17 protein-coding genes and 1 pseudogene are annotated in these 22249 nt (G+C 42.7%); 8 read left to right on the top strand and 10 right to left on the bottom strand.

The genetic code is table 11. The annotated features are described in order from the left end of the window. Positions 1-140 precede the first annotated feature (140 nt). From VB775_RS17960 to VB775_RS17950, 3 genes and pseudogenes are all read right to left on the bottom strand, one after another. A pseudogene (locus tag VB775_RS17960) lies at positions 141-2432 on the bottom strand (type ISP restriction/modification enzyme); the annotation flags it as partial. Between the two features lie 110 nt (positions 2433-2542). Beyond that, positions 2543-2944, bottom strand: coding sequence for a hypothetical protein (locus VB775_RS17955; RefSeq protein ID WP_281007087.1), 402 nt, complete (start codon positions 2942-2944; stop codon positions 2543-2545). Further along, positions 2916-3266: a hypothetical protein gene (locus VB775_RS17950; RefSeq protein ID WP_281007086.1), complete on the bottom strand. Its 351-nt coding sequence runs from the start codon at positions 3264-3266 to the stop codon at positions 2916-2918. The genes VB775_RS17955 and VB775_RS17950 overlap by 29 nt, the downstream gene beginning before the upstream one ends. Positions 3267-3444: 178 nt before the next feature. Between VB775_RS17950 and gyrA the strand changes: the two genes are divergently transcribed. Both gyrA and VB775_RS17940 read left to right on the top strand, forming a co-directional pair. Beyond that, positions 3445-6150, top strand: a complete 2706-nt coding sequence (gene gyrA, locus VB775_RS17945; RefSeq protein ID WP_281007085.1) for a DNA gyrase subunit A — start codon at positions 3445-3447, stop codon at positions 6148-6150. A 402-nt stretch (positions 6151-6552) separates the two neighbouring features. Then, positions 6553-7350 (top strand): class I SAM-dependent methyltransferase, encoded by a 798-nt coding sequence (locus tag VB775_RS17940; protein WP_281007084.1) that lies wholly within the window; start codon positions 6553-6555, stop codon positions 7348-7350. 50 nt (positions 7351-7400) lie between these two features. Here the strand turns inward: VB775_RS17940 and VB775_RS17935 are convergent, their stop codons facing one another. The 3 genes from VB775_RS17935 to VB775_RS17925 form a co-directional block, all read right to left on the bottom strand. After that, complete coding sequence (locus tag VB775_RS17935) at positions 7401-8222, bottom strand: hypothetical protein (protein WP_281007083.1); 822 nt, start codon at positions 8220-8222, stop codon at positions 7401-7403. Between the two features lie 279 nt (positions 8223-8501). After that, complete coding sequence (locus tag VB775_RS17930) at positions 8502-9362, bottom strand: acyl-CoA desaturase (RefSeq protein ID WP_281007082.1); 861 nt, start codon at positions 9360-9362, stop codon at positions 8502-8504. An 84-nt stretch (positions 9363-9446) separates the two neighbouring features. Next, positions 9447-9944 carry a heavy metal-responsive transcriptional regulator gene (locus tag VB775_RS17925; RefSeq protein WP_281007081.1) on the bottom strand — a complete coding sequence of 166 codons (498 nt, stop codon included), beginning with the start codon at positions 9942-9944 and terminating at the stop codon, positions 9447-9449. A 263-nt stretch (positions 9945-10207) separates the two neighbouring features. On the opposite strand from VB775_RS17925, the gene VB775_RS17920 reads away from it, so the two are divergent. The 6 genes from VB775_RS17920 to VB775_RS17895 all read left to right on the top strand — a co-directional run bounded on the left by VB775_RS17920 (position 10208) and on the right by VB775_RS17895 (position 18059). Beyond that, the gene (locus tag VB775_RS17920; RefSeq protein ID WP_281007080.1) at positions 10208-11572 is read left to right on the top strand and encodes an NAD-dependent succinate-semialdehyde dehydrogenase; all 1365 of its coding nucleotides are present in this window, start codon (positions 10208-10210) and stop codon (positions 11570-11572) included. Between the two features lie 59 nt (positions 11573-11631). Then, positions 11632-13272, top strand: coding sequence for an acetolactate synthase large subunit (locus tag VB775_RS17915; RefSeq protein ID WP_281007079.1), 1641 nt, complete (start codon positions 11632-11634; stop codon positions 13270-13272). An 86-nt stretch (positions 13273-13358) separates the two neighbouring features. Then, positions 13359-15089: an ABC transporter ATP-binding protein gene (locus VB775_RS17910; RefSeq protein ID WP_281007078.1), complete on the top strand. Its 1731-nt coding sequence runs from the start codon at positions 13359-13361 to the stop codon at positions 15087-15089. Between the two features lie 26 nt (positions 15090-15115). Beyond that, positions 15116-15775 carry a restriction endonuclease gene (locus tag VB775_RS17905; protein ID WP_281007077.1) on the top strand — a complete coding sequence of 220 codons (660 nt, stop codon included), beginning with the start codon at positions 15116-15118 and terminating at the stop codon, positions 15773-15775. Beyond that, a complete protein-coding gene (locus tag VB775_RS17900) occupies positions 15775-17214 on the top strand; it encodes an SAM-dependent methyltransferase (RefSeq protein WP_281007076.1) in 1440 nt (479 codons plus the stop codon). Before VB775_RS17905 ends, VB775_RS17900 begins: the two co-directional genes overlap by 1 nt. Next, on the top strand, positions 17211-18059 hold the full coding sequence (locus tag VB775_RS17895) for an energy-coupling factor transporter transmembrane component T family protein (protein ID WP_281007075.1): 849 nt from the start codon (positions 17211-17213) through the stop codon (positions 18057-18059). The genes VB775_RS17900 and VB775_RS17895 overlap by 4 nt, the downstream gene beginning before the upstream one ends. 35 nt (positions 18060-18094) lie before the next feature. Here the strand turns inward: VB775_RS17895 and ald are convergent, their stop codons facing one another. The 4 genes from ald to VB775_RS17875 all read right to left on the bottom strand — a co-directional run bounded on the left by ald (position 18095) and on the right by VB775_RS17875 (position 22217). Further along, complete coding sequence (gene ald / locus VB775_RS17890) at positions 18095-19186, bottom strand: alanine dehydrogenase (RefSeq protein ID WP_281007074.1); 1092 nt, start codon at positions 19184-19186, stop codon at positions 18095-18097. A gap of 224 nt (positions 19187-19410) precedes the next feature. Continuing rightward, positions 19411-20046 (bottom strand): LON peptidase substrate-binding domain-containing protein, encoded by a 636-nt coding sequence (locus VB775_RS17885; RefSeq protein WP_281007073.1) that lies wholly within the window; start codon positions 20044-20046, stop codon positions 19411-19413. Between the two features lie 391 nt (positions 20047-20437). Beyond that, positions 20438-20875: a PH domain-containing protein gene (locus tag VB775_RS17880; protein WP_281007072.1), complete on the bottom strand. Its 438-nt coding sequence runs from the start codon at positions 20873-20875 to the stop codon at positions 20438-20440. A 142-nt stretch (positions 20876-21017) separates the two neighbouring features. Further along, positions 21018-22217, bottom strand: coding sequence for an argininosuccinate synthase (locus VB775_RS17875; protein WP_281007071.1), 1200 nt, complete (start codon positions 22215-22217; stop codon positions 21018-21020). Positions 22218-22249: the final 32 nt, after the last annotated feature.

Here is a 22249-nt window from a genome sequence, read left to right as displayed (position 1 = left end):
GTGGGGCATGGATAAGATCTTTTGTTGAGGAACTTGAGTATCTCATCTCTTGTCCCTTTTATCCCTCTTGTCTCATTTTGAGACTCTATGCCTAGCAACCTTTCTCAGACTTTTCTGCACCACTAAGGGCAAATCGCTAAGTTTTCGAGTTCATTGCTTGTTTTTGGAAAGAATTGTAAGATTGCTCCATGCTCATCAACAAAGATATCTGAGTTATACAAATATTGTGACGTAAAAGGGCGATATTGAACTTTTACAATTCTATGAGGATCGAATGCTTCCTTTAATCCTCTAGAATATTCCCTTTTTAAATTTCTAGACCACTTGATAGTTTCATCATACTTATCATTCTCTTTCTTTTTATATTGATTAAAGAAATCAGAGAAAAACTTCATTTTGTTTTGTAGAGCTATCTCAGAAGGAGCCACAACCCACTCATCTCTATTAGTTGAAACACCTATAGAAAAAATCTTGAATATAGCGCATTCTTCAGCCTCTGTTTTAGCTGCTTTAGTTGCTTGGTTCGCTATCGGTATCAAATCTTGAAAGTTGTCATTTCCTAGGTTAAGCCAATTATGTGCTTGATCTGGTTGAAGATGCTTAAAGGATATCTGATCAAACTTAGTACTTGCTAAAAACTTGTTCTTATCATCAGATACTTCAAACTCAGGTCTTCTTGAGTAGTAAATTTTACAAGAGTTTTTTTGAGAAGCACTCTTCACCATAAAGCTGATTGCAACACCTGCTTGAATACCAAAAACATTATGTTTAGTACCTGACAACTTTGGATTTGCTCGAACATCACCACCTAGATCGATTACATACACATCACTAAAATCTTGAGCAACCAGCTTTCTAAAACCATCGGCTTCATCAGAAGTTAAGAAATTAGAGTTTGTGATAAATACTAAGATTCCTTCATCATCTAAACGATTTGTAGCCCATCGAAAGAAACGAGAATACATATCGTACCGCTTAGTTTTTCTGGCTTTACTTTCTTTGATGTATGTTTGCTTAATCAGACTGTCAATATTTGGATAGGAACGGCTACTATTTTCATCATTTTCATTTGCTTGATTGGCATAGTAAGGTGGATTACCAATAATTACTGAGATTTTTTTAGCGTTTTGACCTTGAATACGCTCTGTATTCTGCACACTCATCGCAAACAAATCAAACTGCTTCCCCTCAAACCCGCAATGATCCAGCGTATCCACCAGACAAATATTCTTAAACTCCTCATACTTATTCATCTTCTGAGCATAGGTAAACTCAATATTCAAATTCGCAATGTAATAGGGCAGAATCGCCATCTCATTACAATGAATCTCATGCTTATACTTATGCTCCAACTTATGCGCTGGCAAATACTCAATCAACTCCGTAATGTATGTTCCCGTCCCCGTACAAGGATCGAGAATCTCCACACCTTCATCCGATAGCAACTTGCCAAAATGCTTATGCACCAAATGATCCGCACTCTCGATCATAAACCGTACAATCTCATTCGGCGTATACACAATTCCCAACCGATCCGCCGCCTTCGGATTATAAGCCTTGTAAAAATTCTCATAGAGCGCCTTCAGGAACTTCTGCTTCTCATGATGATTCGCAATATTTTCCGAACTACGGCGAATCACCGCATAGTAATACTCAATACTCTTCAACGTATTGCGCCGCGTCGTTCCCGTAAAAAACGTATCGATCATCGCCGACAACTCACGGGCAATATTATTTTCCCGATGAAACTGCGACTCATGGAAAATATTTGTAAAAATATCCTCCGTCAAAATATGCTGAATCAACATCTCATGCACATCAAAAATCTCAATTTCAGGATTAATCGACTGCCGACATACCGCCAAAAACCCATTGCGGCGATCGCGAAACTGTTGATTTTCCTTTTCCGCAACCTGAATCGTCTCGCGTAATTTTTCAAGAATACTGGGAATATCTTCTTTGAATTTGGTAATGGCAGCCCGAAAATCTCGCACCTCTGGGCGTTCATAATCGACAAATATGTTGAGTAGGCGATCGAGCGCATCCGCATCTCCCATCGACACGCGCCCAATCTCACGGCTATGCTGAATCAGCACCGCATTCTGAGAATCCTCAAACAAAATATTTTCATCAGGATAACCCTTCTCAAACTTCTTCTCAATTTCCAGATCCAGCTTATCGTATTGATCCTTACTCTCCCACCAACCATGCTCCAACCTAATCGCATCCTTAATCGTACCATCAGGAAAAACCGTCGTATTAAACTTGGTTTTAAAATCCAATTCAGGAACCAATAAATAATTGCGCGGTTTGCAATAATCATTCAATAGACGCTCAAAAGCATTGCGAATGCTGGTTTCTTTTTTAGAACCACCATAGCGAATGATTTTCTCAACCTCAGATTGATACTGCGTAACCAGCAATCTCGACATACTTCAACGACTAACAAATTTTATTAGGAAGGTATTTTAACATCAATCCCCAAGCTAGGCTTACTAAAATATTCGGAGTTGTGATAACAAAATGTCCAAACAAGAAGACTTTACTCGTCAAGTAATTCTCTAAGCAAATCCTTTAAATCCCGATCTTCTGGGCGTTTTGCGTATTCAGCATGGGTATAAATCCAAGCCAACTTAATAATCTTTTGACTTTCACTCACCAAATACATCAGTCGCCCATGTCCCGATGCCCCAGCTAAATTTGGCATCTTAAACCTGATTTTGTAAAACTTCCAGTCATCAGACATAGCTAATCCTTTTGGCAGTGGTTCAGGATTAGCATCTGTCAAATAAGGACTAGATGATAAGCGGTTTACAAGTTCAGCGATCGCCTCAATCATCTCTTGTTTTTGACGATCGCCTTTACAATGACGCTTGAGCAAAAGTTTATAACTACGTTGAAACTTACTAGATACTTCAATCTGAAACGGAAATGAGCCAGTCACGAAAATCACTCCCATTAGTAAATTTTTGATTTTGAGATTCATCCATCGCAGATTGCACTGCTTGCGTCATCGTGGCATCATAGGCGGGGTGTTGACGCTCTACTTCATCCAAGATCAGATCATCATCACCTGTATAGTTCTCTAAGGCTTGATTAATTTGGCTCTCTATTAGACGTTTTAATTGGATTAATTCTCTTAGCCCTAATTTAGCGATCGCATCAACAAGAGAATGTAAAGGCAGAGAGAAATTTAGCATGACTTGCTGCTCTGCATCAGTCACGTCCACTGAAGATACTGAGATCGGCTCGATTACCTGTGGCATAAATTTATAAACCTCTAAGGTTTAGCTAGCTCTTACTTTCCAATATACCGCTACAAATCAAGTCTTGTCACCCTCAGCAAACCCGCAAAGCCTTATAATAGTAAAACACTTAGTAATGATTGCCGATCGCACGCGGGGCAAGCAAAGCCAAGCCATGCAAGGAGAATTTGATTAGCATATGACTGAAATCTTAGAAGATCGCATTATCCCCACAGACCTGCGCGGCGAAATGTCGCGATCGTATCTGGAATATGCCATGAGCGTGATCGTCGGTCGCGCTCTGCCCGATGCCAGAGATGGACTCAAACCCGTACACCGTCGCATTCTCTACGCTATGCACGAGTTGGGCATGACCGCCGATCGCCCGTTTCGGAAATGCGCCCGTGTGGTCGGTGACGTAATCGGTAAATATCACCCCCACGGTGACACCGCCGTATATGAAGCACTGGTGCGGATGGCGCAGGACTTCTCGATGCGCGATCGCATGGTTGATGGTCATGGTAACTTCGGCTCAGTTGATAACGATCCCGCCGCCGCAATGCGATATACCGAATGTCGGTTGACTCGGATTTCGCAATTCGGGCTGATTCAAGATATTGAGCGCGATACGGTTAACTTTGGCGATAACTATGACGGTTCCCAACAGGAGCCGCTAGTATTACCTGCCAGAATCCCCCAATTATTGCTAAATGGTTCTTCAGGAATCGCCGTGGGGATGGCGACCAATATTCCACCGCATAATTTGGGCGAGTTAGTGGATGGCTTAGTGGCTCTGATTGCCGATCCGAATCTCACGGATTTGGAATTGATGCAATATATTCCAGGTCCCGACTTCCCAACAGGCGCTTTGATCTTAGGAACCGATGGCGCTCGCGAAACCTATACGACGGGGCGCGGCTCCGTGACCATGCGAGCAGTGGCTAGCTTTGAGACAATTTCCGCTTCGGGACGGCAGGATCGTGAGGCGATTATTATTACGGAAATGCCTTACCAAACCAATAAGGCGGCTCTGATCGAACGTATTGCCGAAATGGTCAATGAGAAGAAAATTGATGGCATTTCTGACATTCGCGATGAAAGCGATCGCGATGGTATGCGTTTAGTCATCGAATTAAAGCGCGATGCTTATCCAAAAGTAGTTCTGAATAATCTTTACAAATCCACGCCTCTACAATCGAACTTTAGCTGCAATATGCTCGCTCTAGTCGATGGCGAACCAATTACGCTAACCCTGCGTAATGCACTGCAAGTATTTCTTGATTTCCGTTACGAAGTGATTACGCGTCGTACTCAGTACGAACTGCGTAAAGCCGAAGAACGCGATCATCTATTACAAGGGCTATTAATTGCGCTGAATCACTTAGATGCAGTTATTGCCCTAATTCGTGGAGCCGATGATAGTAGTTCTGCAAAAGCGGGCTTGATTGAGAACTATGGGCTTTCAGAAGCTCAAGCCGATGCAATTTTAGCGATGCAGTTGCGTCGATTAACAGCGCAGGATGCCGATAAGATTCACGATGAGCATAATCAATTAGTTGAGAAGATTGCTGATTTACAACATATTCTTGCCAATCGCGATCGCATTCTCACGATTACCCGTGAAGAATTGGAAGCAATCAAAGCTGAATTTACTACCCCTCGTCGCTCTCGCATTCTGCCCAATGAAGGTGATATTGATACTGCTGATTTGATTGCCAATCGCGAAACGATTGTGATGGTGACGGAGCAGGGCTATGTGAAACGAATGCCTGTGGATACTTTCACGGCTCAACATCGCGCCACACGCGGCAAAGCTAGCGCCAACGTTAAGGATGATGATGCGATCGCCCATTTCTTCGCCTGTCGCAGCCATGACAAAGTTCTCTTCTTTACCGATCGCGGTAAGGTCTATGGAGTCAAGGCTTACGAAGTTCCTGAATCAGGTCGCGCCGCCCGTGGTACAGCCGTGGTGCAACTATTACCGATCGCTGCTGACGAAAAAATTACTACAGTATTACCCATCAGCGAGTTTAGCGAAGATGAATATCTGGTCATGCTCACGGCTGGCGGCTATATCAAGAAAACGAAATTACCAGCTTTTGCCAACATTCGTTCCAATGGACTAATTGCGATCGCCTTAGAGGAAGGTGATTTACTGCGTTGGGTACGCCGAGCTAAAGCCGATAACACCATTATCGTTGGTTCACGTCAAGGCATGTCAATCCGCTTCCGTACTGATCATGAGCAGTTGCGCCCGATGGGTCGGGATACTCGCGGCGTGCGATCGATGCGTCTAACTGGTGATGATGAAATTGTGAGTATGGATATTCTCCCCGCAGGCTTAGCCGAAATTGAGGAAGTGGAAGGTTCTGAAGAAGATATTGATTTGACTGTAACTGTCAATGAAGAAGAGAATCTCGAAACTGAGGCAACCGAGGCTGAGAATGAAAAAGCTCAAGGACCTTGGGTACTAGTCGTCACTAGAGGCGGCTATGGCAAGCGGGTTCCTGTCAACCAGTTCCGTATCCAAAAACGCGCAGGTAAAGGTTTGCGCGTGACCAAGTTCAAATCAGGACAAGATCAACTTGCTTCGCTCTGTTTAGTTGACGAGAATAACGAGCTAATGATCGTCACTAGTCGCGGTATTGTCATGCGTCAAAGTACCGATGCGATCGCTCGTCAATCTCGTACTGCCAGAGGTGTGCGTTTGCAAAAGTTGGATGCTTCTGATGCGATCGTGGGTGCTACCTTAGTTCCACCTGCCTTGGAAGAAGAAATTGAAGAAGCAGAAATTCTCAATGGTGATGTGGCGTTAACTGCTACTGATACTAATGTTGAGGAATTAGCTCCTGAAACACCAGAAATCGTAGAATTAGACGGCGAGGACGATACTTCTACGACTTAAAGAATTAGTGACCTTACCAAAGGTCACGTAAATTAGAACAGTCGCTCCAGAGGACTTGAAGCCCAATTAGAGATTTACATCACGTTGCGCTCAACCACAAGAAAAAAATGAAAGCGTTGCTTCGCAACGCTTTCATTTTTTTCTTGTGGTTCGTTTGATCGGTAGTTGCTGCATCTATAGCAATGGTAAGTTTTGCTTAGGACATAAAACCCAAAAGATGAGTGGCGGCGCTTCGCGCCGCCACTCATCTTTTGGGTTTTGATTTGTCCTAAGCAAAACTTACCATTGCTATATCGATCTCCTCGACAGTTGTTGCCTGCAAAATGGTATGTTGATGAACCTAATTCTTTTATTTTTTAATGCAAGTAACCCGCGAGAATTCTTCTTCAAACATAGTGATTTATGTTTGAGCATAATCATCAAGTTTATACAGCTCGTGAAATTGTTCAACACTATAGCCAGTTATGCCAACTACAACCTGCTGAACAAACCATTCTCGATCTTCTAAGCGATGAATGGGCAAGTATAAAAATGCTAGATATTGGTGTGGGGGGAGGACGCACTACTCAACATTTTTCTGGAATTGTTCAAGAATATGTGGGGATTGATTATTCTCCAGAGATGATTACGGCTTGCCAGAAACGCTTCCCACCGTTTTCTGCATCTTCTTCTCAGTCAAGAGAGTTTGCAGTGGGCGATGCGAAAGATATGAGTCAGTTTGCAGATAATTCTTTCGACTTTATTTTATTTAGCTTTAATGGACTTGATGCTCTTTCCCATTTAGATCGATTGCAGGTATTGCAAGAGGTCAGCCGAATTGGGAAGTCGGGAGGATATTTCTTTTTCTCAAGCCATAGTTTACTGGGGCTAGAACGAGAATTTAACTGGCGAAAGCAGATTAGCCTAAACCCTCTAACTACCTATGTTAACTTGGTCATGTGGGGAATTCTACGCTTCTTTAATCGTTCTATTTCCCCTCAACAGCTCAAATCTTCTGACTATGAAATTATTCGAGATGAATCCCATAACTTCCGATTAAAGCAGTATTACGTTAGACCACAGGAGCAACTCAATCAATTAAAAGCAGATTTTGGCAATGTCACAATGTATTCTTGGAAAAGTGGTTTGGAACTCACTACGCCACAAGAGTTAAGCGACAACATTGATATGTGGCTTTATTACCTCTGTAAGATTAAATGAAGCTTTTCAAATGAATCTTGCCCAAAAGACCCATTTGACACTTATAATTTTTATTTGCTTTTTTTAGCCTTTTTTACTTCCGCAGGAATAATGCTTGTAACGTTGTAAATGTTCTGTTTATTATCTACTAGTTCCATTAAATCACTGCTTAGGTTGATCGCTTCAGGTTTGCCGACATCCTCAAACATAGCGCTACAATTCCAATTCGTCATCAATACCAAATCATCACTATCCAAACTCTTCAACAAGAGCACTGACTGCGGAATCGGCTGATTTTGTAAAATAGAGGGAACCATCTCTTCCATGCTAGTCAGAATCTGCGATCGCATTTCAGGACTTTTTGGAGCTAATTGAGTCAGTCGGACAACAGCCTCTTTACCGCGAAGGGCTGGAGTCGCACCTGCGATCGCGGTCTGAGCATTTACAACTTCAAATACGAGGGTTTGGCTAGGAGCAGGAGGTGCAGTTAAGCCCTCTGAACTTTTGGACTTACTAAAGTCGGCGGCTAAAGGTGGGACATAAGCCTGATAGCTAGGTAGATCTTGCCATTGAGAGAGCGCAATTATTTGTTTACCATCTTGACTTTGGAGCAGAGAAAATCCTTTAAACCCCGTAGCTTTTTTCATGAGCTTATTGCTGACTTTCAAAGACTTCACAAGAGTTTTCTGGGTGGAATAGGAGGTGTCATAGATAGCTGCAACCTCAACTGGATCATTTGCCGTATCAAAGACTAGAGAAGCCATGAATTTACCAGCTTGAACGGGACTGTCAAAGGTTAGAAGAATGGGACAGCCCAGTAGGCAAAAAATTAGTGAGGCTCTTAAAAATACTCTTAAATAAGCGATCGCCAGCTTAAGCATAAAATCTCTCAAAAATGCTCCTATTAGCAAGATGATATACCAAAACAGAAAATGGCTACGCCATTTTCTGTTTTGGTATATTCCTATAAAAAAGGTGAGATGCTTTGCATCTCACCTTTCTTAATTTTTAACTGATGTTACGTGGATAGAATCCCTACGATCATCTAAGTCTAGGGCTTGCCCTGTGGCACAGCCCTACAAAAATCTAAATTATTGGAGTAGGGGCAATCCCCCCGTGGTTGCCCTGTTGTGCTAGCAACAAGAGATTTATCATCTGAGTTCCACGTAACATCAGTTTTTAAGTGCAGGAGGCATGATTACCTTTGTGGCTAACCCCAAGCTTCTTAGCAATTGGATAGCCCACCAAGTGACATCAACTTCCCACCAGCGCCAACCTGCTTTGGCAACATGGGGATAGGCATGATGGTTATTGTGCCAGCCTTCGCCATAGGTAACGATCGCCGCCCACCAGAGATTCCGTGAATTATCATTAGTCTCGAACGTGCGATATCCCCACATATGCGTAACCGAGTTGATAAACCAAGTACTATGCCATAGTAAAACTGAGCGCACACACATGCCCCAAATGATATAAGACCAACCACCAAGGAGATATAACGCCACTCCTAGAGGAATTTGTAATAGTAGATAATACTTATCTAGCCATAGATAGAAAGGGTCGCGAGCCATTTCAGGCGCATATTTGCGGTACAGCGTAGGATTAAAGAACTCTTCTTTAGGATAGAACAGCCACAACATATGACTCCACCAAAATCCTTTACGAGCCGAGTAAGGATCTTTCTCTACATCTTCAGTATGCGCGTGGTGTAAACGATGCCCTGCTACCCAAAAGATTGGACCTCCTTGAACTGCGGCGGCTCCAACTAGAGCGATCGCATATTCTAGCCATTTAGGGACTTGAAAGCTACGATGACTCAGCAGACGATGGTATCCCAAACAAATCCCAATACTTCCTAAAAACCAATGCAATATCAGAGTCACGCCTAAAGCTGACCATGAGAAGAACCAAGGAGCTAATAGAGCTAAAGAATGGAAAATTGTAAAAAATACGATTGCTGGCCAACTTAGTTTTAAAGGGTTAGGATTGTTTTCACTAGATGGATAGAGAAGATCTGAGAATAGTCTGGTCATAGTTTATAACTAATATTTTTAATACAGGACTTTTGATTTTGCCTACGTAAAAATTAAAACCACTATGGAGATAATGGAAATTATTTATTGACTGCTCACTGAAGACATTTCAGTACGTCCCTGCCAAGCACTACAAGATTGCTGGAAACCATGACGCGGATCGTCTACATCAGCACAAGATTCCTGTGAGTTCGGACAATCTTGGCATTCGATATGTTGTTTACAGTGATCAATCAGTGGCAAAAGTTCGTCATGCAGTATTTGCAGTTGCTGGATTGTCTCTTCAATCATTTTGGCTTTTTTAAGCAGAGAATCATGCACAGCCTGACAAGCGGGGAACTTTCCGTCTTTGACCGCCAAAATTTCTCTGATGTCATCTAGACTCAAACCCATCGCCTTAGTCTGGGTGATAAAAGCTAAGCGATCTACATCTTCTTGACTAAACAAGCGATATCCCGCCTCAGTTCTAAGAGGAGAGGGAATTAAGCCAATTCGCTCGTAGAAATAAAGCGTCTGAGGATTTAAACCCAATTTGCGAGAGACTTCACCGACTTGCAGCATTGACATCTTTGCTTTTTCCATCCAACGGTTACAAGTGTAGACCTTATACCATAGTATAAGGTCAAGTAATTCATGCAAATTTCTGCATTACAAGGTTTTGCTTAGAACATAAAACCCAAAAGATAAGGGGCGGCGCGAAGCGCCGCCCCTTATCTTTGGCGTTAAATAATGATCTCTTTGAACTTCAATCGTGATACATCGTAAATTAACTTGAATTATCGGTATATTTGGCGATCGCAAGGATTAAGATCTTAATATATCTGCTCAGGAATGGAGAAAAGATCATGGCGATCGCATCAATAAATCCTGTAACGGGAGAAGTGTTAAAGACCTTTGAGCCTTTGACAGATCAGCAACTCGAACATAAGCTAGCACTCGCCGATCGCACCTTTGCCACTTACAAACACACGAGTTTTCGCGATCGCGCCCAATGGATGCTCCAAGCCGCTGACATTCTGGAAGCAAAGAAAACTGAATTTGGGATCATCATGACCCTTGAAATGGGGAAAACTCTCAAAAGTGCGATCGCCGAAATCGAGAAATGTGCCAATCTCTGCCGCTTTTATGCCGAACATGCACCACAGTTTTTAGCGGATACTCCTGCCCAAACCGATGCTAGCCGAACGATCATTCGCTATCAACCCTTAGGAATTATCCTTGCAGTCATGCCTTGGAACTTTCCATTTTGGCAAGTGTTTCGCTTTGCTGTGCCTGCACTGATGGCAGGGAATGTGGGACTGCTAAAGCACGCCTCGAATGTACCGCAATGTGCCTTAGCGATCGCGGAAGTCTTCCATGCTGCGGGTATACCTGAAGGTGCATTTCAATCCCTGTTAGTTGGAGCGGATCGCGTAGCGGGACTAGTTGCCGATGCGAGAGTAAAGGCGGCGACATTGACAGGAAGCGAATCTGCGGGACAAAGCCTTGCCGCGATCGCAGGGCATCATCTTAAAAAAGTAGTTTTGGAACTTGGGGGCAGTGATCCGTTTATTGTGCTTAAAAGTGCGGATTTAGATTTGGCGGTCAGTACCGCAGTGACAGCGCGAGTGATGAACAATGGACAGACCTGTATTGCGGCGAAGCGTTTTATTATCGAAGAGGCGATCGCTGATCAGTTTATTGCTAAATTTGTCGAGAAATTCAAAGCGCTAAAAGTAGGCGATCCGATGCAGCCTGAAACTGACGTGGGTCCCCTTGCGACACCACAAATTTTAAATGAACTAGATTTGCAAGTGAAAGCCACGGTCGATCTAGGGGCAAAGGTCTTAGTTGGGGGGTATCGCGTGAAGGAGAAAGGCAATTTTTATGCGCCGACAATTTTGGCGGATATTCCTTTGGGTGCGCCACCCTATCAAGAAGAATTTTTTGGCCCCGTTGCCTCCGTTTTTCGGGTGCAGAACTTCACTGAAGCGATCGCCCTTGCGAATAGCACTAATTTTGGATTGGGAGCAAGCTTTTGGAGTAACGATCAACAGGAAATAGAATTAGCGATCGAACAAATCGAGGCGGGTGCAGTCTTTGTTAATGGGATGGTCAAATCCGATCCGCGTATTCCTTTTGGCGGAATCAAGCGATCGGGTTTTGGACGTGAGTTAGGTGTCGAAGGTATTCGCGAATTCGTGAATATTAAAACTATTTGGATTAAATAAACCCTATTTGGATTCGCACGCAGATCGTGCGAATCCAAACTTAAATTTGTGAGGAAGCTATGAAAACCGCAGAACTATTAGTCAAATGCTTAGAGAATGAGGGAGTAGAATATATCTTCGGTCTGCCGGGGGAAGAGAATATGGCGGTTCTCAATGCCCTTGAGAATTCATCGATTACATTTATTACTACACGTCATGAGCAGGGAGCCGCTTTCATGGCAGATGTCTATGGCAGACTTACAGGTAAACCGGGGGTATGTTTATCGACGCTTGGGCCAGGAGCTACAAATTTGATGACGGGGGTTGCCGATGCCAACTTAGACTGTGCGCCATTGATTGCCATTACGGGGCAAGTGGGAACTGATCGGATGCATATCAATTCCCATCAATACCTTGATCTAGTTGCCATGTTCGAGCCTGTAACCAAATGGAATGCTCAAATCGTGCGCCCTAGCATCACCCCTGAAATTGTGCGTAAAGCCTTTAAACTGGCTAAATCTGAGAAACCGGGAGCAGTACATATTGACTTACCAGAAAATATTGCCGATATGGAAGTCACAGGGCAACCTTTATTGATTAAAGGCGATCGCAATTCGATGTATGCATCCTATCGCAGCTTATCGGAAGCCGCTCTACTGATTGCACAAGCCAAAAATCCTTTGATTCTGGTGGGCAATGGGGCAATTCGTTCTCAAGCTAGTCAAGCTTTCATCGATTTTGCGACCCGTTTAAATATCCCTGTGGCAAATACCTTTATGGGTAAGGGTGTCATTCCCTACCGTCATCCTCTGGCGCTTTGGTCAATCGGTTTGCAGCAGAGGGATGTAATTAATTGCGCTTTTGATGAAACGGATTTAGTAATCGCTGTTGGCTATGACTTAATCGAATATTCCCCCAAGAAATGGAATCCTCATGGCACAATTCCGATTATTCACATTGCGGAGTTACCTGCGGAAGTTGACAGCAGCTATATGCCTCAAGTGGAAATTGTGGGTGATATTTCGGATTCATTGGTGGAGATTATGCACCGTTGCGATCGCACAGGAATGACTGATCCTCACGCGATCGCCCTACGTCCACAAGTTCTGGCTACCTATGAGCAGTATGCCCATGATGACGGGTTTCCGATTAAGCCCCAGAAGATTATCTACGATCTGCGTCAAGTCATGGCTGCTGAGGATATCGTGATTTCCGATGTGGGAGCGCATAAGATGTGGATGGCAAGGCATTACCACTGCGATCGCCCTAATACTTGCATTATTTCCAATGGTTTTGCGGCGATGGGGATCGCAATTCCGGGGGCGATCGCGGCGAAACTGGTCAATCCTGATCGCAAGATCGTCGCCGTAACAGGTGACGGTGGCTTTATGATGAATATGCAAGAATTAGAAACCGCAACTCGTATCGGTACGCCCTTTGTGACGATTATTTTTAATGATGGTGGCTATGGACTGATCGAATGGAAGCAACAAATCCATTATGGTCGATCCGCATTCATCAAATTTGGTAATCCTGACTTTGTGAAACTTGCCGAGAGTATGGGGCTAATAGGCTATCGCGTCACATCGGCAATGGATTTAATACCGACACTTAAGGAAGCGCTTGCCCAAAATGTACCTGCTGTCATCGATTGCCCCGTTGATTACCGCGAAAATATGCTGTTTTCTCGCAAAGTCGGCGATTTATCTTGTCCGATGTAAGGGCTTCTCCGTAAGATTTTTGATGGCACGGCTTTGTCTCACCATCAAAAATCAGTTACTTATCAAATTGCTCAACCCTCGAAATTATGCAAGCGATCGCGGTCTTAGACAAAGTTTCCTATATCTATCCCAACTCCAAAGAGACAGTCTTAAAAGATATCTCGTTAACCATTAACAAAGGAGAATTTTTAGGAATCATTGGCGCGACAGGAGCAGGTAAAACTACCCTATGTCTTGCCCTCACTGGCATCGTTCCCCAGTTTTACGGTGGACGTTTTTTTGGCAAAATTGCGATCGCAGGATTAGATAGCCTCGAACATCCCGTCAGTGAACTAGCGCGTCATGTGGGGATTGTGTTTGAAGATCCTGAAATCCAGATTACCGCTACATCCGTCGAAAATGAGATCGCCTTTGCCCTCGAAAATCTCTGTGTCCCCCGTGAAGAAATCCTGCGCCGCATTCCCATTGTTTTAAAATCAGTTCGTTTGGAAGGCTTTGAAAAGAAGAATCCCCAAGAGCTTTCAGGTGGTCAAAAACAGCGTTTAGCCATTGCCGCCGCCTTAGCACTGCAACCTGATTTATTAATTCTTGATGAACCCACTTCGCAACTCGATCCCATTGGTTCCCAAGAAGTCTTTGCTACAGTCAGAGAATTAAAAGAAGAACTCGGCGTAGCAATCGTCATGGTTTCCCATGCTGCGGAAGAAATGGCAGAATTTTGCGATCGCATTGCCTTGCTTTCAAAGGGGAAATTGCTAGCCGTCGGCACTCCCGATGAAATCTACGCACAGATTGATTTACTAGAACAAAACAAACTCCGTCCGCCCGAAGTTGCTCAAGCTTTTAGCCAAATTCAGCACAAGGGAATTAATATTCCGCAGATTCCCGTTACTTTGGATGCGGGTATAGCAGCTTTAACTGAACTGCGATCGCAAATTCTCCCCAATGATCCGCCCCTATTTACAACTCCGACTCGCAGTAGCAGACCACCCGTTCTCTCAGTTCAAAATCTCAAACATACCTATGACGATGGTACGGAAGCTCTCAAAAATGTCTCGCTAGACATCCATGAGGGTGAATACGTGCTGATCGTGGGACAGAATGGTGCGGGTAAAAGTACATTGGTTAAGCATTTTCTCAACTTGCTAAAACCGACATCAGGCAAAGTATTAGTAGGTGATCGCGATACCAGAGAGCTATCCGTCAGCGACCTTGCTCAATCCATCGGCTACCTTGCCCAAAATCCTGACAACCAAATTTTTAATACTTCCGTTGAGAAGGAAGTTGCTTTTGCTTTGCCTTTTCTTGGTTATGCGCCTGATGTCGTCAAGAAAGAAACTGAGCGCAGTCTTAAAGCCATGCAACTCTGGGAACAGCGCCATGCTCATCCGTTATCTTTACCCAAAGGAGAACGTGGACGCATCGTGATTGCAGCCCTATTAGCAATGAATCCTGAGATCATCATTTTTGATGAACCGACGACAGGGCAAGACTATCAGGGTGCTTCTTCGATTTTACAAGTCAGTCGGCAATTGCATCAAATGGGGAAAACTGTAATTGTAATTACGCACCATTTATACTTAATGCCCGACTATGCCGATCGCGCGATCGTGATGGGAAAAGGTACGATCTTACTAGATGCACCGTTGCGCCAAGCCTATCATCAAACTGATTTGCTAGAGTCTACCTATCTCACGCCACCGCAATCAGTGATGTTATCGCAAAAGCTGAGTGCTTTTTGCGATCGCGACTATCCTCTAATTACCCCCACAGAATTAGCCAGTTGTTTCATTCAAACACAAAGCACTATAGGCTAAGATAAATACCAGCTATCCCTTTTACTATGACACTTTTAACTATAGAATCTCTTTGTGCTGAAGCTGCTCTATTTTCAGAGATTGAGTCTATTCATCCACAACCAACACTTTATGGAGTAACTGATGGAAAAGCTATTGGAACATACTTAGAACAAAAATTCAGACTGTATCTCAAAAATAAATATGATTTTATAGAAGGTAATTCTGCTAGTGGAATTGATTTTCCAAGTTTGCTCATAGATATTAAGGTGACAAGCATTAAGCAGCCTCAGTCATCTTGTCCATTCAAATCTGCCCGACAAAAGATTTTTGGGCTAGGCTACGGGTTGATCATTTTTGTCTATGATAAAACTGACGATAGTATTAATAGAACTGGAACTCTAAATATTCTGCATACAATCTATGTAAGTGCTGAAAGAACAAGCGATTTTCAGATGACTCGTGGTATTCGCAATATTTTAGCTAATGAAGGGAATAAAGACGATTTGATAGCGTTTATGGCTGATCGAAATTTACCTATTGATGAAATCGAGTTGTCAAATATTGCTGATGAAATAATTATTAGTCATCCTATTCAAGGCTTTTTAACTATTTCCAATGCTTTGCAATGGCGACTTCAATACGGAAGAGTAATTGACCTTGCTGGACAAGAAGAAGGATTGATAGTAATTTATAGGAATAGTTAATGATTTACACTGATAAAAAAGCAAAAATTGAATATGGGGATTTTCAGACACCACCCGAACTAGCAGAAAAAGTTTGTCAGCAGTTACTTCAGCTTAACGTTAGTCCTGATATTATTATTGAGCCAACTTGTGGGATTGGTAATTTTATTAATGCTGCTTCATCTATTTTCTCAGGAGTAAATAGGATTATTGGTATTGAGATCAATAATCAATACTTACAGGAAATTAAAAATAATCAGAAATTCTCTCAAGATCCAAGAATTGAGTTGCACAACAAAGATTTTTTTGAATTTGAGTGGCAGTCATATATCAATCAAATAGCTGGGGAAATTTTAGTGCTTGGCAACTTTCCTTGGGTAACGAATTCACAGCAAGGAAGTATTAACAGCAAGAATTTACCAAAAAAAAATAATTTCCAAAAGTATAATGGGATAGATGCAATTACAGGTAAAAGTAACTTTGATATTTCTGAATGGATGTTAATACAGTTTTCGCAATGGCTTCAAGATCGCAATGCTTGTTTAGCAATGCTATGTAAAACTTCTGTCGCCAGAAAACTATTAAATTATCTTTATTCTCATAATCTTAATCTTGAGTACTGTGCAACATATGGGATTGATACTCAAAAGTATTTTAGTGCAACAGTTGATGCTTGCCTATTATTTTGTAAGTTTAATCCAAACTCAAAGCATTACTTTTGCGATGTATTTAGTAGTCTTAGTCAAACAGAGAGTAAAAGAATTGGATATAGAAATAATATTCTCATTAGAGATATAGATTCTTTTGAAAAAATGAGTAATTTATATAATACAAATACTAAAACAAAATGGCGCTCTGGAATTAAACATGATTGTTCAAGAGTAATGGAATTGAATAAAATCGGTGAATCATTTGTTAATGGGCTAGGTGAGTCTATTGATATTGAAGAAACTTATTTATACCCCTTAATGAAGGGATCTGACATTGCACAAAATCGCATAAAATCTACTAATCGATATGTTTTAGTTACTCAAAAATTTGTTGGTGAACCAACTGAATATATTAAAGATTTAGCTCCAAAAACATGGAATTATTTAGAATCTCATGCTAAGTATCTAAATGCTCGAAAAAGCAAAATCTATCATAATAATCCTAAATTTTCAATTTTTGGTGTTGGAAATTATACATTTACCCCTTGGAAAATTGCTATTTGTGGACTCTATAAAAAATTAGAGTTTAGATTAATTAGTAAGCTGGATAATAAGCAAATAGTTTTTGATGACACAGTTTATTTCTTAGGATTTAATGATGAACAAATTGCTAATAAGACTTTTGAACTGCTAACCTCAGAGCAAGCGATCTCTTTTTACTCATCTCAAATTTTTTGGGACGAAAAGCGTCCAATTAAATCAAGTATCTTAAACAGCTTAAATTTAACCGCATTACTAGAGAAAGAATGAAATTACAAACTGTTAAATATGACTCTTTATTTACCCGCTTAGACTTTCGCTCTAAGTTGGTGGTGATGCTCTCAGTTACCATTCTTGCCTTTCTTTGGGAAAGCCCGATCTCAGGGGGGGTGTTGATGCTGAGCGTGATTGCGGCTTGTGTTCTGGCTGGAGTCAGACTCAACTATTTAGGAACTATTCTCAAAGTGATGATTCCTTTTTATATTTTTCTGATTTTGAGTATGGGATTTTTTAATGTAGAACAAGTTAAATTACTGACTCATAAAACGGAACTCACAACTCTGTTGAGCTTGCCCCAAACATGGTGGATAGTTGGCGGTGCAAAGATGAGTTTAGAGGGAACGCTTTACGGATTAAATATTGTTTTTAAAACGTTGACGATGATTTTGGTAATTCCATTAGCAATTTTTACGACAGATGTTAATCAGATGACAGTGGGCATGGTACGCGCCAAAATCCCTTATAAAGTGGTGTTTATCTTTTCATCGACTCTGCGATTTGTGCCACTTTTACTAGAGGAAGTCCAATCGATCATTGAGTCACAGCGCTTACGTGGTCTAAATTTCGAGAAAATGGGCTGGCTAAAAAAAGCGCAAGTTTATGCCAAAGTTGCCGTACCTTTGATCTTAAATTCCCTCTCAAAGTCGCAAAAGTTAGAAATTGTCTTGCAGTCAAAAGCTTTTTCAGGTAGTTCCAATCGTACCTATCTGCATCAGTCCGCTTTAACAACTCCTGATTACCTATTGATGACTGGTTCTATTTTATTATTTGTAACGGCGATCGCTTTATATTTTGGCTTCGGTATTGGCAAATTTGCATGGTTGCTTTACACCTAAAAACGTCGCCAAGCGACGCTTTTAGGCTTTATAAACTAGGCTTTTGGCAGATCTGGAAAAGCCTCAGCAACCGCCCCATAAACAATTTGACCATTCTGAACATTGACACCTTTTGCCAAAGTGCGATCGCGTTTAAGGGCCTCCAAACCAAAATCCGCTAAGGCGCAAGTATATGGAAGCGTGGCATTAACCAAAGCTTGCGTCGCAGTCCAAGGTACAGCCCCTGGCATATTCGGCACACCATAATGCAAAACTCCTTCTTCTTCATAGACAGGAGATGTATGGGAAGTAGTTCTTCCCGTTTCAATACAACCACCTTGATCGACCGCCACATCGACAATTACAGAATGCGATCGCATTTTTTGGACAAGTTCACGTTTTACTAAGGTCGGTGCGCGTTTGCCAGTGATTAACACTGCGCCGATGACGAGATCTGCCGAAATTACTGACTCGGCGATATTACTAGCATTGCTATACAACAACTGCACCCGTGAACCAAAGAGAGCTTCCAATTCACCAAGACGATTGAGATTAACATCTAAAATCGTTACCCTTGCCCCCAAACCGATCGCCATTCTTGCGGCTTCAGTACCAACTACACCACCACCTAATACCACCACATGTCCAGATTTTACCCCCGGAATACCGCCCAGTAACACACCACTACCACCCTGCTGCTTGGTCAGATAATGCGCCCCAAACTGCACTGATAGTCTTCCTGCAATGATGCTCATCGGCACTAATAAAGGCAATTGACCATTATCTAATTGCACTGTTTCGTAGGCGATACAGGTTGCACCCGACTTGATTAATGCTTCTGTTAATAGGCGATCGGCGGCAAGATGCAGATAAGTAAACAGAATTAATTCTTTGTGAAGTAATGCATATTCACTGGGCAAAGGCTCCTTGACCTTGATCACCATTTCTTGGGCGTAAACTTCCTGTGGTGTTGCGACAATCTTTGCCCCTGCTTGGATATATTCCTGATCGCTAAAACCAGAGCCAAGCCCAGCATTTGTTTCTACGAAAACTTGATGCGATCGCGCCGTTAATGTTGCTACCCCCGCAGGTGTCATTCCCACTCGAAACTCACGATCTTTGATTTCGCTCGGTACGCCGATCTTCACGATTCTTGCTCCAGAAAATTTAAGACTATGTTGAAAGTGCTACTTTGCAGCACTTTCAACAAAAAATTTATTCACTTTTACTTAAAACTGATGTTACGTGGAACCCTCACCCCCCAGCCCCCTCTCCCATCAAGGGAGAGGGGGAGTAAGACTAATTTCTTGTTCCCCTCTCCCCTTTTGGGAGAGGGGCTAGGGGTGAGGGTCTTAGAAACTTCCACATAACATCACTTAAAAGTATCCTTCAAAACTGTCCGCGCCGCTAATTGACTTCTAGTGGAAGATAAAATCTCTGCCTCACGTCGCAACCTTGCAGCCGTATCCAGAGTTTCCAGCAATGACTGCTGCTCTAGACTTGCGCCCTGAAAATTGCTAGCGACCCAATAGGACAACTCGATCGGACCACGGGGAATCTTCGGTAACTCTATTTCTTGATCAGTAAGCTTTTGCGATAGACGGATCACATCATTCAGCAACTCACGTACTTCTGTCGCTAATAAAAATGGTGCATCGTTACTAGGCTCATCCTCAATCCATTCCACTAATCCCACCCGATAAGGAGTTTCGCGCACATATTCCAATACTCGAAAGCGCTGTTGTCCCATGGTCAATAGCTTGAAGCGATCATCGGGCAAGCGATGATACTGCACGATTTGAGCGACACAGCCAATATTTGCAGGTTTGCCCGTCTCCGAGTCCCACATTAATACGCCAAACATGCGATCGCTTTCCAGCACCGTATTGATCATCATGCGATAGCGATACTCAAAAATATGAAGCGGTAGAGACTGTCCCGGAAATAGTACCAACTCAGGTAAAGGGAACAGCGGCAATTCACGAACTGAAATCGATGATGAAGTCATTGTTGCTAAACTTGGCACTAGTTAAGACGTTCTAACTAGTTTAGCTTGAGTTTTATAGCGATCACCAAATAAAAATAGAAAAGGCGACGCTTTGCGCCGCCTTTTCTATTAGCGTTTTATGACAAAGCACAAGACGACTACGCCTTTTTGTGCTTTTAAACTCCTTGCTGAGTTTAGTTTTTAATTCCCAAAAGTGTTGCCACACTTTTGGGAATTGGTATTAAGAACTGATGTTACGTGGAAGGAATTCTTGCTATGGCGTAAGTTTAGGGCTGGCACGGGGGAGCAGCCCCTACAAGATCTAGAATTTATAGGTAGGGGCAATCCCCCCATGGTTGCCCTGTTATGCTAGCAGCAAGAGGTTCATTATCTGAGTTCCACATAACATCAGTTAAAAAATTTCTCTAGGGTTTTCTTCATCACGGATATGAAAACGAAATCTTGCTTGCTGAATACATGGACGCATCTGCTCGTATAGCTCCCTTACATCAATTGGCAAGCGTTCTAGCAATATTTTAGGAGCAGAAATGTCACGGGTAAGTAACAGCATATTACCAGTACCCATGATGCGCTGATTTAGAGGCTTTTCTAACTGAATATCATCAACTTGGTAAATTTCTAGAGTTTCAATATCTTTTGAGAAAACGCCCCTTTCTATAACAATTCGTTGAGATGTAATCAAATACTGCGTATTGATCGACTGCAACCAATACCAGATCGTACCAATACCTAAAGTAAAAATCGAAACCAGCAATCTTGTCACACTCCCAATAACCGCAGGATGACCTTTAAAGAGAATGCGCTCATCGGGTAAAGGTACTTTTGTCATAGAAAAATTTGCCAACTAATTGCTGATTTTATGATATTTTACAGTGCCTTGAGCCTAATCAAACCCAAAAAGAAAAGGCGGCGCTTAGCGCCGCCAAAAGCCAAAAGCCAAAAGCCAAAAGCCAAAAGCCAAAAGCCAAAAGCTATCTATTTTTCTGCGCCCATACACGAATTGGCATACCCCAGACATAAATAAAGCCTTCAGCCGCTTTATGATCGAACTGGTCAGCACTGGTGTAAGTTGCCAAGTCTTCGTCATAGAGGGAGTTCACCGACTGACGACCAACAATGATCGCGCTACCCTTATGGAACTTGACGCGGACGGTTCCACATACACGCTCTTGGCTGCTGTCAATGAAAGCATCAAGGGCAGTCTTGAGAGGACTATACCAAAGCCCGTTATAAATCATCTTGCCGTAGGTATCTTCGATGCCGCGCTTGTATTGAGCGAGGTCAGATGGTAAAGCGAGGCTTTCAAGATCGCGGTGAGCATGGATCAAAACCAACATCGCGGGAGCTTCGTAGATTTCACGAGACTTGATCCCCACTAGGCGGTTTTCAACCATGTCAATGCGCCCATAGCCATTGTTACCCGCGATCGCATTAAGTGCAGTAATCAATTCCACAGGCTCAAGCGCCTTGCCATCAATGGACACAGGAAGCCCTTTCTCGAAACCAATTTCAGTATAAGTAGGCTCGTCAGGGGTATCAGCGATCGCCTTGGTCATCGCATAAATTTCTTCAGGTGGCTCATTCCACGCATTTTCGAGAGGCCCTGCTTCGATACTACGACCGAGCAAGTTGCGATCAATGCTGAAGGGCGAAGATTTCTTGACTGGTGAAGCAATCCCGAATTTTTCACCATAGGCGATCGTTTCTTCACGGCTCATGCCCCATTCACGGGCAGGAGCAAGCACTTTAATATCAGGATTAAGTGCCGCGATCGATACATCAAACCTTACTTGGTCATTGCCTTTACCCGTACATCCGTGGGCTACAGCATCAGCACCATATTCTTCGGCTGCTTCTACCAAAATCTTGGCAATCAGAGGACGCGCTAGAGCCGTAGTTAGAGGATAACGATTTTCATAAAGCGCATTAGCTTTAATCGCTGGGAACGCATAGTCTGTGACAAATTCTTTAGTTACATCTCTGACCAGAGAGACCGATGCTCCTGAATCAAGAGCTTTTTGCTTGATGGGATCTAACTCATCGCCTTGTCCTAGGTCTGCTGCAAGGGTAATGACTTCTTCAACACCCCATTCTTGCTTGAGATAAGGAATGCAAACAGATGTATCAACGCCGCCCGAATACGCAAGTACGACTTTTTTCGCCCGACCCATGAATCTCTCCTGAACCCATTGCTAACCTAAAA

This window comes from Pseudanabaena sp. CCNP1317, from assembly GCF_034931345.1.
GTDB lineage: Bacteria > Cyanobacteriota > Cyanobacteriia > Pseudanabaenales > Pseudanabaenaceae > Pseudanabaena > Pseudanabaena galeata.
Note: the sequence above shows the minus strand (reverse complement) of the source record. Positions and strands in the feature narration are given on the sequence as shown.